Annotated in this window: 10 protein-coding genes, 2 tRNA genes and 2 pseudogenes; 6 read left to right on the forward strand and 8 right to left on the reverse strand. The window is 44.1% G+C overall.

Annotated elements, in window-relative coordinates:
* The first annotated feature begins 79 nt into the window (after positions 1–79).
* On the forward strand, positions 80–511 hold the full coding sequence (locus tag VIB_RS09075) for an acyl-CoA thioesterase (protein WP_004395652.1): 432 nt from the start codon (positions 80–82) through the stop codon (positions 509–511).
* Between the two features lie 411 nt (positions 512–922).
* Entirely contained in the window at positions 923–2,188 is a 1,266-nt protein-coding gene (locus VIB_RS09080) for an SLC13 family permease (RefSeq protein WP_040904507.1), read from the forward strand.
* A 226-nt stretch (positions 2,189–2,414) separates the two neighbouring features.
* Here the strand turns inward: VIB_RS09080 and VIB_RS09085 are convergent, their stop codons facing one another.
* Positions 2,415–3,200 (reverse strand): EAL domain-containing protein, encoded by a 786-nt coding sequence (locus tag VIB_RS09085; RefSeq protein ID WP_004395654.1) that lies wholly within the window; start codon positions 3,198–3,200, stop codon positions 2,415–2,417.
* 221 nt (positions 3,201–3,421) lie between these two features.
* On the opposite strand from VIB_RS09085, the gene VIB_RS09090 reads away from it, so the two are divergent.
* Positions 3,422–4,978: a methyl-accepting chemotaxis protein gene (locus VIB_RS09090; protein WP_040904509.1), complete on the forward strand. Its 1,557-nt coding sequence runs from the start codon at positions 3,422–3,424 to the stop codon at positions 4,976–4,978.
* A gap of 44 nt (positions 4,979–5,022) precedes the next feature.
* Here VIB_RS09090 and VIB_RS09095 read toward each other — a convergent pair.
* Positions 5,023–5,099 (reverse strand) — tRNA-Arg (locus tag VIB_RS09095).
* Positions 5,100–5,432: 333 nt separating this feature from the next.
* Here VIB_RS09095 and folD point away from each other — a divergent pair.
* Complete coding sequence (folD, locus tag VIB_RS09100; RefSeq protein WP_004395657.1) at positions 5,433–6,305, forward strand: bifunctional methylenetetrahydrofolate dehydrogenase/methenyltetrahydrofolate cyclohydrolase FolD; 873 nt, start codon at positions 5,433–5,435, stop codon at positions 6,303–6,305.
* Positions 6,306–6,396: 91 nt separating this feature from the next.
* Here the strand turns inward: folD and VIB_RS09105 are convergent, their stop codons facing one another.
* The 4 genes and pseudogenes from VIB_RS09105 to VIB_RS09120 form a co-directional block, all read right to left on the reverse strand.
* Positions 6,397–7,599 (reverse strand): NupC/NupG family nucleoside CNT transporter, encoded by a 1,203-nt coding sequence (locus VIB_RS09105; protein ID WP_004395658.1) that lies wholly within the window; start codon positions 7,597–7,599, stop codon positions 6,397–6,399.
* Positions 7,600–7,900: 301 nt separating this feature from the next.
* On the reverse strand, positions 7,901–8,854 hold the full coding sequence (locus VIB_RS09110; protein WP_004395659.1) for a LysR family transcriptional regulator: 954 nt from the start codon (positions 8,852–8,854) through the stop codon (positions 7,901–7,903).
* A 51-nt stretch (positions 8,855–8,905) separates the two neighbouring features.
* Positions 8,906–9,253 (reverse strand): quorum-sensing phosphorelay protein LuxU, encoded by a 348-nt coding sequence (gene luxU, locus VIB_RS09115; protein WP_004395660.1) that lies wholly within the window; start codon positions 9,251–9,253, stop codon positions 8,906–8,908.
* 7 nt (positions 9,254–9,260) lie between these two features.
* Positions 9,261–9,710: pseudogene (locus tag VIB_RS09120) on the reverse strand (AAA-type ATPase lid domain-containing protein); the annotation flags it as partial.
* A 72-nt stretch (positions 9,711–9,782) separates the two neighbouring features.
* On the opposite strand from VIB_RS09120, the gene VIB_RS09125 reads away from it, so the two are divergent.
* Positions 9,783–10,703, forward strand: a complete 921-nt coding sequence (locus tag VIB_RS09125; protein WP_004393905.1) for an IS5 family transposase — start codon at positions 9,783–9,785, stop codon at positions 10,701–10,703.
* A 54-nt stretch (positions 10,704–10,757) separates the two neighbouring features.
* On the opposite strand, the pseudogene VIB_RS09130 reads toward VIB_RS09125, so the two are convergent.
* Both VIB_RS09130 and uvrB read right to left on the reverse strand, forming a co-directional pair.
* A pseudogene (locus VIB_RS09130) lies at positions 10,758–11,684 on the reverse strand (sigma-54-dependent transcriptional regulator); the annotation flags it as partial.
* Between the two features lie 143 nt (positions 11,685–11,827).
* Positions 11,828–13,858: an excinuclease ABC subunit UvrB gene (gene uvrB, locus VIB_RS09135; RefSeq protein WP_040904511.1), complete on the reverse strand. Its 2,031-nt coding sequence runs from the start codon at positions 13,856–13,858 to the stop codon at positions 11,828–11,830.
* A gap of 482 nt (positions 13,859–14,340) precedes the next feature.
* Between uvrB and VIB_RS09140 the strand changes: the two genes are divergently transcribed.
* Positions 14,341–14,416: transfer RNA gene (locus VIB_RS09140), tRNA-Asn, on the forward strand.
* The last annotated feature ends 91 nt before the right edge of the window (positions 14,417–14,507 follow it).

Genomic DNA, 14,507 nt, shown 5'->3' on the forward strand with positions numbered 1-14,507 from the left:
ATTAATGTTACCAAACTCACCATCATTCATTCCGTTCACGTTAGAATACCCTGTCACACGCACATAGGAACTAACTTTTATGGAACATTTACTCGCTGATTTTCCGGTTATTACTGAAATCCCTGTGGCTTGGGGAGAAATGGATGCGCTACAGCATGTGAACAATGTGGTTTACTTTCGTTATTTTGAAACCGCGCGTATCGACTATTTCAAACAAGTTGCCCTGATGGAAGAAACGCAAAGTACAGGTATCGGCCCAGTGCTAAGTGAAACCCAATGCCGTTACAAAATTCCGGTCACCTTTCCTGATACCTTACTGATTGGTTCACGTGTAGTTGATATTCAAAGCGATCGTTTTACTATGGAATATCAAGCGGTCAGTAAAAAAATGGGCAAAGTGACCACGACAGGCTCGGCGACCGTAGTCATGTTTAACTTCAAAAACGGACAAAAAGCTCACCTATCCGACAAACTGATCCACGCCATTAATACGATTGAAGCAACATCGTGATTCCAACCACCTTCTCCCTGACATCGCTTTAAGATGATTTTGAGAGCTATTAGACAAAACGGCCTTTCTCCGAGAAAGGCCGTCTCTTTTCGGCAACAACCATGATCATTGTCATCATTAACCCCCTTTAATTCGGTATAGTTTCCTCATCTTACAGACTGAAACACTAGGTAATTACTTTTTATAACACTTTATACTCATTATCTAACTCTGAAGTGGTGATATTCTCTGCTCAAAATGGTTCATCATCAACATCTTCGATGCCCAGACAACATGAGATAGCGAGTCGGTGGTCAGTGAATCCGTGGCCTTAAGATTGGTAACATTATGATTAAGTGTCATTGATACATTCAATACCTCGGCAACGGCAAGTGAGAAGGGATCATCAATTACTAAATTAAGAGAGGTACTATGTTACTTATTGCACAATTAGTTATCGGGCTTACCCTGATATTAATGATCAGTGGTCGAACGCCACTGTATATGACCGCGATTATCGGCTCGACATTGGCCGCTTTACTGGCTGGTTTCCCCGTCACCGGCGGTGCGGATATTACTGTTTTGAAAATGGTCAACGGCAGTTTACACCCCGTGATTGCTGATATGGCGGGTGTATTACTTTTTATTGGTGTCATGGAAAAAACCGGCTTCCTCAACGTGATTATTCAACGCATCATTTTGTTGGGTAGCCGCTTTGGAGGAGGCCCTGGCATTGCCAGTGCAGGAACCGTCGCTGCTGGCGTGATTGGTGGTCTGACTGGTTTTACCCAACCCGCTATTACTGCGGTCATTACTGGTCCTGCCGCGATTAAACTCGGTGTTAATCCAGATAAAGTCGCAGGATTACAAGCGCATGCCGGTCACTTAGGTAACTTTGGTGGATTCACTCACCCAACCCTACTTGCTGTCATCGCCACTGCTGGTATTGGCTTTGGTATGATCAACGTCATTGGTGCGGTGACCGCTTTATCAATTATTGCGATCAGCTTTTGGCGTCTACGCGTTGAGCAAAAACGTAGTGGTATTACTTATACTCAAGAGCAAATCAATGCCATATTGCAAGACATTAAAGATAAATATGAAGATAAAAGCTTTTTAATCGCTATTTTACCTTTTATTGCCTTGGTGATTGGTTTTGCTATTGGTTATCCAGTGTTTCTAGTCGGCGTGTTCTCTGCTTTGTTAGTCGCCATTTTAGCCAAAACACCACTAGGACAAGCTGAATCAATGATGCTTGAAGGCGTGCAACGAGTCGCTATCCCACTCATTGCGACTATCGGCTTTTTATTTATGTCGACTGTCATTCGTAATGTTGGTGTTGTGGACATGGTCGCCAACTGGTTTGATCCTGCGCTGAACTACGCACCGATCGTGGTAATGTTGTTAGTGTCAGCGATTGCTGGTTTGATCACTCAATCAAACGCAGCATCAGCGGCCATTGTATTACCATTTTTAACCATTGTTCTGAAATACGATGTTTCTCCACTCGCTGCCGCTGCTGCTGCTGCTGGTGGTTGTGCGGTTATGCAGTACTTCTTAACAGGGGGTCCCGTTGCTGCTCTTTCAACCACCGTGCCCGTTGTCCCTGGTTCAGAGCTAAAAGCGGCGAACCGCTTCCAACGCCCTTCTATTTTGGGGGGATTATTGGTGTTATTGGCGATTGTTGTCATTATCTAAACCTAATAGACTCCTCTCATGCTGAAACATCGCATAAGATAATAAGAAAAAACGCTAAGTAACCCTGTTACTTAGCGTTTTTTATGCAATACGATTTCATATTCACCACTATAGACTATACCCAAACGAGTTGAAGTTGCAGGTAGGCGGCAAGTGAGTAAATCCCCATGAGCACAGGCAAACTATATGATTGGGGTGAACGAACGTAGCCAACACCGCTGCAGCTTCAAGTAGGAAGGGTATTCAATATGTGGTCAATATCCGGTTTAGGTAAACACTCAAAACCAGGTTTAGCAAAGACATAACCTTGAATTAATGGAACACCCAGTGTCATTAAACAACCCAACTCCGCTAGCGTTTCAACCCCTTCAGCCAACGGTGTAATATTCAGATCTTTAAACATAGTTAAACAATTACGCACTATGCTTTGTCGGGTCAGATCCACATCAATACCACGAATTAACTGCATGTCTAATTTAACGATATTGGTTTGAAAATCAGCCAAGAGATTCAATCCAGAATAACCAGAACCGAAATCATCAATCGCGGTTAAAAAGCCCAACGATTTATAATACTCCACCACCCGTTTGACATGTGTCGTATCTTCAAATTTTTCAACTTCAGTAAATTCAAATAAAATCCGGGAGATAGGAAAATCATAGCGTTGAGCAGCTTCTATCGTTGTCCGCAAGCAGCGCTCTGGTTGATAAATCGCATTCGGTAAAAAGTTGATACTCAACATCGAATCTAACCCTAATTGGCTAGCGAGCTGAATCGCCTTCACTCGGCAAGTTTGATCAAACAAATAACGGTTATGCTCATTAATTTGAGAAATTATTGAGTAAGCAGACTGCTCCTGCTCACCTCTGACCAATGCTTCATAGCCAAAAATCATTCGATTTTTAACATCAATGATCGGTTGAAACGCCATCGTAAATGAAAATTCCAGTCCATCATGAGATTGGCAGTGAGCACAACTGACACGAGAAACAGGATCAGAGCAAGAGGTCATAACAACGAGCCTTATCAAACAAACTTATACACCAGAAAATAGTAGCATAATAATCAAACAAAACCTGCGATTCTTTAAAAGCAAACCAAACCGATTCTGATCCTATTTTTAAATAAGCAAGTGGATTTGCCCTATTACGCGATAGCCGATTATCAAATTTGTATTACTCTTATTAATAGAAAGGATTTGATTCACTGCATCCCCTTGCTTAGGATATCGTTATGCGTAATAACCAACCGACGACCAATAAAGAAAAAACCTTTGACCCCAAAACCAAATTAATTACGGTGACCGACACCCAAGGTATTATTTTGGAATGTAACGATGCCTTCGTCGACATCAGTGGTTTCAGCAAGAACGAGCTGATTGGTCAACCACATAATATCGTACGCCATCCCGACATGCCCGCTGAAGCATTTGAGGTAATGTGGCAATATCTAAAAGCAGGAAAGCCTTGGATGGGATTGGTGAAAAACCGCTGTAAGAACGGCGATTTCTATTGGGTAGATGCTTATGCCACTCCAATTACTAAAAATGGAAAAGTTGTGGGTTATGAATCCGTCCGTTCTTGTCCAGAGAGACAAGCGGTTGCTCGTGCAGAAAAGTTTTATCAACGAATTAAGTCTGGAAAATCAACAAAGTCACTAACTTTGCTCGCGCACCCTGAATATCTATTGTTAAGCATCGCTCTCTTGTTCGCCATCGTTTTATGGAATACCGGTTACCCTCAAATCTCTGAGCGCTTTTTTCTATTGAGTGTTGTTATCTTCTCGGCTTGGATCTCATACTCACGCAAAAAAATGTTTGCATCACTCAGCGCACTACTGAAAAACTCATTTAGTCACCCGTTAGCGGTCAGCACTTATACAGACGATAGTGGCGATCTAGGAACGATTAAAGTCTCCCTCTACAGTCAAGCCGCTCATCTCAGTACCATTTTGGCGCGAATTGAAAACGCGGCCAGTGACGTTTCATCGGGCATGAAGCGTGGGCAAAGCTTAACTCAAAGCGCTCGCAAAGAAATCATGCGCCAGCAAGCCGAAACCGAGACTGTCGCTGCGGCAATGAACCAAATGAGCACTTCAATCAACGACGTTTCAGAGCATGTGAATAATACGGCGGGGCAAGCATCAACAGCCAATACGTTGACTCAAAACGGCGTCACAACAGCCCACATTACTCGAGATTCGATTGAAAAGCTTAAACAAACGGTGCAGCAGATTGGTCACTCTGTTGAAAGTGTTTCTGAGCAGACCACTAAAATTGCTCAAGTCGCCCAAATCATTGAAAATATTGCTGAACAAACGAATCTATTAGCGCTTAATGCGGCTATCGAAGCGGCAAGAGCTGGAGAACAAGGACGAGGTTTTGCTGTCGTGGCTGATGAGGTACGCGTACTAGCCACTCGAACTCAGCAGTCAACTCAAGATATCCACAATATTATTTCTGAACTGACTGGTCGAGCTCAGCAAGCAGTAAACGTATCCAAAGTAGGCGTGCAAAATGCTGAAGAAGGGCTAGGATATGTCTTAAAAAGTAGTGAAGTATTGGAAGGTATTTCACAGGCCGTTGAGCAGATTGCTGATATGTCAGCACAAATTGCTACTGCGGTCGAGCAGCAAGCTCATGTGGCAGAGAACGTTAATCAGCAAATCGTCAATATTTCAAACTTAGCGGAATCCACCCAACGGAGTGCAAATCTGTTGAATGACTGTATTAATGATGTCGATAAAGTCTCAGACGATTTACATGAACTTGTCGTGCGCTTCAAACAATAAGCACCGATCAAAAAGCCCCAGTACAAGTACTGGGGCTTAAAATATGGCACGCCCTACAGGATTCGAACCTGTGACCACCTGCTTAGAAGGCAGGTGCTCTATCCAGCTGAGCTAAGGGCGCGTTACGGGGAAGGATTATACGAGTTCAAGCGCGTAAATCAACGCTTTTGACCGTTATTTTCTATCAAGTGCCTAAATATAAAGCAAAAGTGCTATTTTAAAACGGGTTAACGAATAGATAACTCACGATGTTGTCGTCAGCCAACCGCATAACGTCTTATTAAAATAGCATGACTCATCACTATTTAGCTGATCACCTTTACCGAGTTTGAAACAGAAAAGTCCGCACAAACATTAAAAATCAAATAGCAAACGTTTGCTTATGGATATTTTGCTTGTCATCTGCCACAATGCGCGCAAAATTTTGCTCTTTGCAGTGTAAGTAAGGAATGTTATGACGGCTCAATATATTGATGGAAAGTTAATCTCGCAAACGGTGCGATCTGAAGTCGCAGCACGAGTAAAAGCCCGCACCGATTTGGGGCTACGGGCTCCGGGACTTGCGGTTGTTCTTGTCGGCGAAGATCCGGCTTCGCAAGTCTATGTCGGCAGTAAACGCCGCGCCTGTGAAGAAGTCGGATTTGTCTCGAAATCTTATGATCTGCCGGCAACAACGGGCGAAGCTGAGCTCTTAGCGTTAATTGATACGTTGAATCAAGACGACACTATTGACGGTATTCTTGTTCAACTTCCTCTACCTGCTGGAATTGATACGACCCAAGTATTAGAGCGAATTGTACCGGATAAAGATGTCGATGGATTTCATCCTTACAATCTCGGTCGCTTAGCTCAGCGTATCCCTAAACTGCGCTCTTGCACTCCTAAGGGGATCATTACCTTATTAGAACGTTACAATATCGAATTACGGAGTAAGCATGCCGTTGTCGTTGGTGCATCGAATATTGTAGGGCGGCCAATGAGTCTGGAATTACTGCTGGCAGGCTGTACAACGACAACCTGTCATCGTTTCACTAAAGATCTCGAACACCATGTTCGTCAAGCCGACATTTTAGTCGTCGCGGTCGGTAAGCCTAATTTTATTCCTGGATCTTGGGTGAAAGAAGGGGCAGTAGTGATTGATGTCGGTATCAATCGTCTTGCTTCTGGACAGTTGATTGGTGATGTCGATTTTGAAGTCGCACGCACACGAGCCAGTTTTATTACTCCCGTTCCTGGTGGGGTTGGCCCGATGACGGTAGCAAGTTTAATTGAAAACACTATGATGGCGTGCGAACAGTTCCATACCCAAGATAAAACGCAACATTAACCACTCGCATTAATTATCTCTGATTAACAATGAGAAGTAACATGTGAGACAAAAACGGGGCGAGCAATAATCTCTCTCGCCCCGTTTATATTTATAGTGATAAGATAACACCCGCTAGCGCTGCGCTCATTAAATTAGCCAAAACGCCAGCCCCAATCGCTCTAAAACCATATTGAGAGATAAAACTGCGCCGCTCTGGTACTAAACTCCCCAAGCCACCAATCAAGACCGCCATCGTCGAAATATTAGCAAAACCACATAAAGCAAACGTTATGATCGCTTGCGAATGTTCACTCAATTGTGATTGTACGTTGATGAATTGAATAAAAGCGACAAATTCATTGATGACGATTTTATTACCAATCAGCGATCCGGCGGTAATCGCCTCATGCCATGGAATGCCCAATAACCATGCTATTGGTGCAAATAAATACCCCAGTATCAGCTCAAAACTTAATGTGATACCGATCCCGTCCCCTACCCAGCCTAATAGACCATTGAGTAATGCAATCACGCTGACAAAAGCGAGCAGTGTCGCGCCAACCGCAACAGCAATTCGTAGTCCCGACATCGCCCCATCAGCCATCGCCTCGACGACATTGGTCGCCTCGGGGATATCAATATCGATTTCGGCCTTTTGCTGGTAGGTTTCCGTTTCCGGAAACAACATTTTTGCCATTAATAAACCAGCAGGCGCAGACATAAACGCGGCGGCAATCAAATAGTTCAAATTGACACCCAATGACGCATAACCGACCAAGGTGCCTCCGGCAACCGATGCCAAACCACAAGTCATCACCGCAAAAAACTGTGAATCACTCATCTGCTTTAAATAAGGCTTAACCACAAGGGGAGCTTCAATCATACCCACAAAAATATTGGCGGTTGCTGACAGCGATTCTGCTCGGCCAGTACCCAGTAATTTTTGTAGCGCTCCGCCAATCAAGTTAATCACTTTCGGCATCAAGCCAATATGGTATAACCCCGAAATTAACGCAGAAAAAAAGATAATGATACCAAGGACATGAATGGCAAATACAAATCCTACTTTCTCACTGGCTAACCCACCAAAGATAAAACTGATCCCTTCTTGGCCATAATCGATCAAATGAGCAACGGCGCCTGTCACCCCATTGAGTATATCTTTACCGGCTGGCACATAGAGCACCAACAGGGCAAAACCTACTTGCAACAAAAAAGCCAAGCCGACCGTTCTAAGTCGAATATTTTTTCTATCTGCAGAAAATAGCCAAGCCACACTTAAAATGGCTATCACACCGAGCAATGAGATCATAAATCCAATCCGAAAAGTTACTAATAATGCAAGGCGAGGCATTCTATAGTGCAAAAGTAGATGCGCAAGCCGCAAATGTTAACGGAGTAGATCAAAAAAATATCACGCAACAACCGATCATTTAACTCATTGAATTTCAACAAAACAAACGTTTGCTTTTTGGGGCTATTTCCATATGGAAATAATGTTTCTAGTCATGGAAAGAATCACTTAAGAAAAAAGAACAAACTCATGCATAGACGACCAATGTTGCCAGACGAGGAAAACAGGGGGAGATTGAAACATTAAGTAGGCGGCAGACTTAGCATCCTGTCGATGCGAAGCGCACATAAGGCTCTAAGCGGCTGTCCCAGTAACAAGGACTCGCTAATTTGTCTTTGATAAAGTCGATCACCGCCGACGTTTTCTTAGGCATATGCTGACGGCTAGGATAAACCGCATAAAACGGCATATTTTGGTTGGCGTGCCAATCTGGCAATAATTGAATCAATTGTCCGTGACGAAATTCATCTTTAAGCAGATACGTCGCTAGATACGCTACCCCCCATCCAGCCACTGCAGCATCACGTACCGCTTCCGCTAAATCAACCGAGTAGTTACCCGAAACTTGTATGGTCAACTTGTGATCCGATTTTGCAAAAGACCAACGGGTATAGTCACGATCCCAACTGCGATAAATCAAACAATTGTGCTCTGATAACGCTTCCGGAGTATGCGGCGTACCATGGTGGAGTAAATAGTCCGGTGAGGCGACCACAACAAAACGGCTATCCGCTAGACGCTGAGCAATGTATCCCTGAGGTATATGCTCATTGCTGGTTATCCATAAATCGAGCCCCTCTTGTAACATGTCAACACGATGATCAAACAGGTGGACCTCGACTTGTAGCTCAGGATAACGTTGACGCAACGATTCTAGCGCAGGTAAAACATGTAAAGTTCCAAAAGATTGCGATAAACCCAAACGCAGCAGCCCAGCGACTTCATCACGCTGACTTTCAACTTCAGCTTGCGCCTCATCGACCAAACGAAGTAACTCGGCACAATGCCAATAAAAACCTTGCCCCGCTTCGGTAATGGTGACACTCCGCGTTGTACGTTGTACCAACTTAATTCCCAAAGACGCTTCAAGTAAAGCCAACTGTTTACTGACATGAGAGACCGATACCCCCAATTGCTTGGCGGCAGCGGTAAAGCCTTTTTGCTGCACCAAAGTAGCAAAAATCACCATTTGCCCAGCTCGTTCCGCTAACACTGATTTTCCTTCCAGTAAAATGCGCCTTGTTATAAGACAGGTTTGAAGCGGTTAATGCACCGCGCTTTGTAACTGAGCATAACACTGGGTAGTTTCGCTGAGTATCTCTAGCATCTTAGCCGTTTCTGTTTCTTCATTCATAGCAATCCCCTGCTTAGCATTGCTATCGATTTGTGTCGCAAAAGCACACAGCTTATCGGCACCAAAACTGGCGGCACTGCTTTTAAGAGCATGACTAATTTCAATTAAGTAAGTCATATTGCCGCCATCAGCCCCTTGAGTGAGCTGCTGATGATAAAGGCGAAGTTCACCTAAAAAAATATCCATTAAGATAGGAATATTCTCTTTGCCTATCTCTTGAGCCAATGTATCAATTTTTTCGGTATTCATCCACTGCATAACGTCTCTAACGCTCCTTTTCCTGCTCTTTTTCATTCCAGGTTTGCAGTTTGCGATAAATCGTTGAGGGACTGACATCTAAATAACTCGCCGCTCTTGGAATATTGCCATCACACACTTCAATGGCTTTTTCTATCGCTTGCTTTTCCGTTAGCCATAACGGAAAAATATCATGCACAGAAAGCACCTTCTCATCCTGAGACAAAAAGGTAGGCTCTGCCATTCTTGGCGCATTAAGTGGCGGAGGCAGCATCGATAAGGTAATTTCTTGTCCATCATTCAATACCACGACATTACGCAGTACGTTTTGTAACTGACGCACATTACCTGGCCATTCATAATGCTTGAAACGCTCTGTCACTTCTGAAGAGAGACGAACAAATCCTTTGCCTTCCTCTTTCGCCATATGACCTAATAATGAATAAGCAATTTCAATCACATCATCACCACGGCTTTGTTGCTTAAATCGATGGAACTAAATCAAGAAGCTACGATCTGATCGGCTACATCCATTAATCGTCGTAGCCTAATGCCTAAACCTCGTTACAAAACAACCAACTGGAAGCAGTACAATAAAGCCTTAATTAATCGTGGTTCACTGACCTTTTGGGTTGATGAGGAAGCGATAGCTGAGTGGAAGCAAAGCAAACAAGGCAAGCGTGGTAGACCACGCCAATTCAGTGATTTAGCCATTACGACTGCATTAATGGTGAAACGAGTATTCTCTATGCCATTGAGAGCGCTGCAAGGATTTATAGACTCAGTATTTAAACTGGCTAATATCCCGCTATTTTGTCCGCATTACACCTGCATAAGTCGTCGAGCTAAGGAAGTTGATGTTTCATTTAAAACTAAAACCAGAGGAGCGATACAACATCTAGCCATTGATTCCACTGGTCTCAAGGTTTATGGCGAAGGTGAATGGAAGGTTAAGAAGCATGGTACTGACGGGAAGCGTAGAGTTTGGCGTAAACTGCATATTGCAGTAGATGCCAGCACTCACGAAATAGTCGCAGCAGAACTGAGTTTCTCTAACGTAACCGATGCTGAAGTGCTTCCCAACTTACTTAAGCAGACACGTCGTAAAATCATTGAAGTATCAGGTGATGGAGCTTATGACACAAGAAGCTGCCATGAAGCTATACGAATCAAGCGAGCAGTTCCGCTCATCCCGCCACGAGAAGGGGCAGCTTTCTGGGAGCAAGGACATCCTCGCAATTTGGCGGTAGGTTGTCAGAAGCTCTACGGCTCAAACAAAAAGTGGAAAAAGCGGTATGGTTATCATAAGCGCTCTCTATCAGAGACAGCCATGCATCGAGTGAAACAGTTGTTAGGTGGGAAATTAAGCCTAAGAAATTACAACGCTCAGGTTGGCGAGACTTACGCAATGATCAAAGCGCTGAACAAGCTTACGGGGCTAGGTATGCCTGAAACTCAGTATGTTGTTTAAAAATGAAGCATTATGGGCTGGTATGCCTTTTCTCTGAATTAAGCAACAAAGCCCATCACCACGTTCTCGTAGTGGCGGTAAATGCAATGGAATCACGTATAAACGGTAATATAAGTCTTCGCGAAAACGGCCCTGTTGAACTTCTTTCCAAGGATCACGGTTCGTGGCACAGACAAAGCGCACATCCACACTGTGTAGCTTAGAAGAGCCGACTTTTTGAAAAGTACCAGTCTGGATAAAACGCAATAATTTGGTTTGCAGGTCAAGATCCATCTCGCACAACTCATCCAAAAAGAGCGTTCCACCATCAGCTAACTCCGCTGCGCCCTGTCTATCTGAGGCGGCTCCGGTAAAGGCACCTTTGACGTGACCAAACAGTTCACTCTCAATTAAATCTTTCGGAATCGCAGCACAGTTGATGGCGATAAACGGTTTGTCGCCTCGCTTACTGGCGGCGTGAATCGCTTCAGCGCACACTTCTTTACCAGTACCACTTTCACCGGTAATAAAAATGCTGGCTTTACTGCTCGCTGCGGAATCAATCGTGCGATATACCGCCTGCATCGTTTGGCTACTACCAATAAAACCTTGGTAGTTTTGATTATTTGGATCGTAATTTTCGCTTTTAAGCTTATTCGCTTTGCGCATCGCATTATTGACGGTAACACGCAGCCGATCCGCCTCACACGGCTTGATCAGAAAGTCTTGTGCACCTTGACGCATCGCCTCGACCTCAGTATCGATCGAGCCGTGTGCGATCATAAAGATGATCGGCACATCGGGAGATTGTTTTTTTACTGCGGCAAGCACATCCATTCCTGTCATATCAGGCAAACGCAAGTCTAACAGGATTAAATCGGGCTTTCGTCGGTTAAGGCTCTCTATCGCATCGCGCCCGGTGCTGACGATATTAATGTCAATCTCTAGCGGAGTCAGATAGGATCGGTACAATGCTGCCACAGAAGCCGTATCCTCAACCATCAACAGATACTTGGTTTTAACGTTATTTTCGCTCAATTGCCTACCCAGCCATTTTATTTTTGCATTTTGCTTAATTGTTGCATCAAGAGTCGCATTTTGCAAACTTCTTATTACCATTATCTCGTATGCAACTCTTATATTCTCTAGCTATTAGCGATAAACTGCTGACGTAACTGCGTAATTTGATCGCGCTTTTGAGCCGCTAATTCAAATTCGAGATCTTGTGCGTGCTTGTACATTTCAGCTTCGAGCTTCATGATCTGCTTTTCTAACTGCTGGGGAGTGAGTAAGTCATAACTCGCACCGGGTTCGGCAACCTTAGCAAGTGGCACAACTTTGCTCGCTTTCTGCTGTTTCGGCTTCGTCGCATCGCCTAATTCCATAATATCTTTAATGCTGCGTCTTAGCGCTTGAGGTTCTATTCCCCGCTGTTGGTTATACGCTTGCTGCTTCTCACGGCGACGCTCGGTTTCATCAATCGCTTTACGCATTGACTTGGTAATGTTGTCCCCGTACAAAATCGCCTTACCACGCAAATGACGCGCAGCGCGACCTATAGTCTGGATCAATGAGCGCTCTGAACGTAAAAAACCTTCTTTATCAGCATCTAAAATCGCGACTAAGGATACTTCAGGCATATCCAGACCTTCGCGTAATAAGTTGATCCCAACTAAGACATCAAACACTCCTAGTCGTAAATCACGAATAATCTCCACCCGTTCAACGGTATCAATATCCGAGTGTAAATAGCGCACTTTTACCCCGTGCTCGTGTAAATACTCGGTCAAGTCTTCCGCCATACGCTTAGTCAGTGTCGTTACGAGCACTCGTTCCTCTTTGGCGGCCCGAATGCGTATTTCTGATAATAGGTCATCAACTTGAGTGGCTACGGGACGTACTTCAATCTCAGGGTCGAGTAATCCGGTTGGCCGGACGACCTGCTCAACCACATCACCTGCGGATTTCTCTAATTCATAGGCACTCGGCGTTGCAGATACAAAAATCGTTTGCGGTGCTAAGGCTTCAAACTCTTCAAATTTTAAAGGTCGGTTATCCAACGCTGACGGTAAACGAAAGCCAAATTCAACCAAGGTTTCTTTGCGTGAGCGGTCGCCTTTATACATCGCGCCAATTTGCGGCACCGTTACGTGTGATTCATCAATTACCAATAAACCATCATGAGGCAAATAATCAAATAAGGTCGGTGGCGGTTCACCAGCGCTACGGCCACTTAAATATCGAGAATAGTTTTCAATGCCTGAACAAAAACCCAGTTCATTCATCATTTCGATATCAAATTGTGTCCGTTGTGAGATGCGCTGCTCTTCCAATAGCTTATTATTATCTAACAGGGTTTGACGCCGAAGTTGTAACTCTTGTTTGATCTGTTCAATCGCATCAAGAATCCGCTCGCGAGGTGTTACATAGTGGGTTTTGGGGTAAACGGTAAAACGCGCCAAATCACGCTGGCGAATGACACCCGTTAATGGGTCAAACAGACTGATGCACTCAATTTCATCGTCGAACATTTCAACCCGAACCGCTTCTTGCTCCGATTCGGCTGGGAAAATATCAATCACCTCACCGCGAACCCGAAACTGACCACGCTCAAAAGCAACATCATTACGGCTGTATTGTAATTCGGCTAAGCGCCGTAACATGTCACGTTGGTTAAGCACATCGCCGCGTCTTAGATGCAACATCATTTTTAGGTAAGAATCGGGGTCGCCCAAGCCATAAATTGCCGATACCGAAGCGACGATGATCGCATCTTTACGCTCTAATAGCGCTTTGGTCGCCGATAGGCGCATCTGTTCAATATGAGAGTTAACCGAGGCATCTTTTTCAATAAAAGTATCGGTGGTTGGGACATACGCTTCCGGCTGATAGTAATCATAGTATGAGACAAAATACTCGACCGCATTGTGAGGAAAAAAACTTTTCATCTCACCATAAAGCTGGGCCGCTAATGTTTTATTCGGAGCTAACAAAATGGTGGGGCGTTGGGCTTGAGCTATCACATTCGCTAACGTGAAGGTTTTTCCCGACCCCGTTACTCCCAATAAGGTTTGGTGCGCCAATCCCGCATCAATGCCTGCCAATAATCGTTCAATTGCCTCCGGCTGATCGCCAGAGGGTTGGTATTCAGAGACCAGTTCAAACGTTTTGCTCATTACCTATTACCCTACTGCATTCATTGCTTTGAATGACTATTGTCCGGTCAGCGCTGCAAACTCGCAAGTAGTTTAAGGCTTGTCACTAAAAACGTATAACGATTATCCCTTTGGTACAAAAACACCCCATCACTTATCCACAAAAAGACTCTCGACCTCGCATCACTGTAATAATCACGAACCTGACAACCACACCTGAATAATCTGTGGGTAAAACCCAAAAAACCTATAAAGTCAAAACACTAGCCATAATAAGCAATCGATTACACTGGCAAAAGCATGATAATGATTGGAACTGCGGTTAATTTTATAAGCTCCCTTATACACTTATCCACAAAATTGGTGGATAAGTAAATACAACGCATGCCTGATAAGGAGTACAGAAAAGTAAAGTCTCTACTATCAAAAATATCTATGATTTTTTAAGGGGTAGATATTGACAGAAAAGGAGCGGATAAGTAGCATCCTCATCGCAAAACCTTTCCCCCTTAGTTCAGTTGGTAGAACGGCGGACTGTTAATCCGTATGTCGCAGGTTCGAGTCCCGCAGGGGGAGCCAAATTCCAGAAAAAAGACGTCCTAGGACGTCTTTTTTGCTTTTAGTCTATTTATATTTCTCACAACTGAGAAGGCAACAACATAACTCGATT

The organism is Vibrio metschnikovii CIP 69.14, assembly GCF_000176155.1.
Taxonomy (GTDB): domain Bacteria; phylum Pseudomonadota; class Gammaproteobacteria; order Enterobacterales; family Vibrionaceae; genus Vibrio; species Vibrio metschnikovii.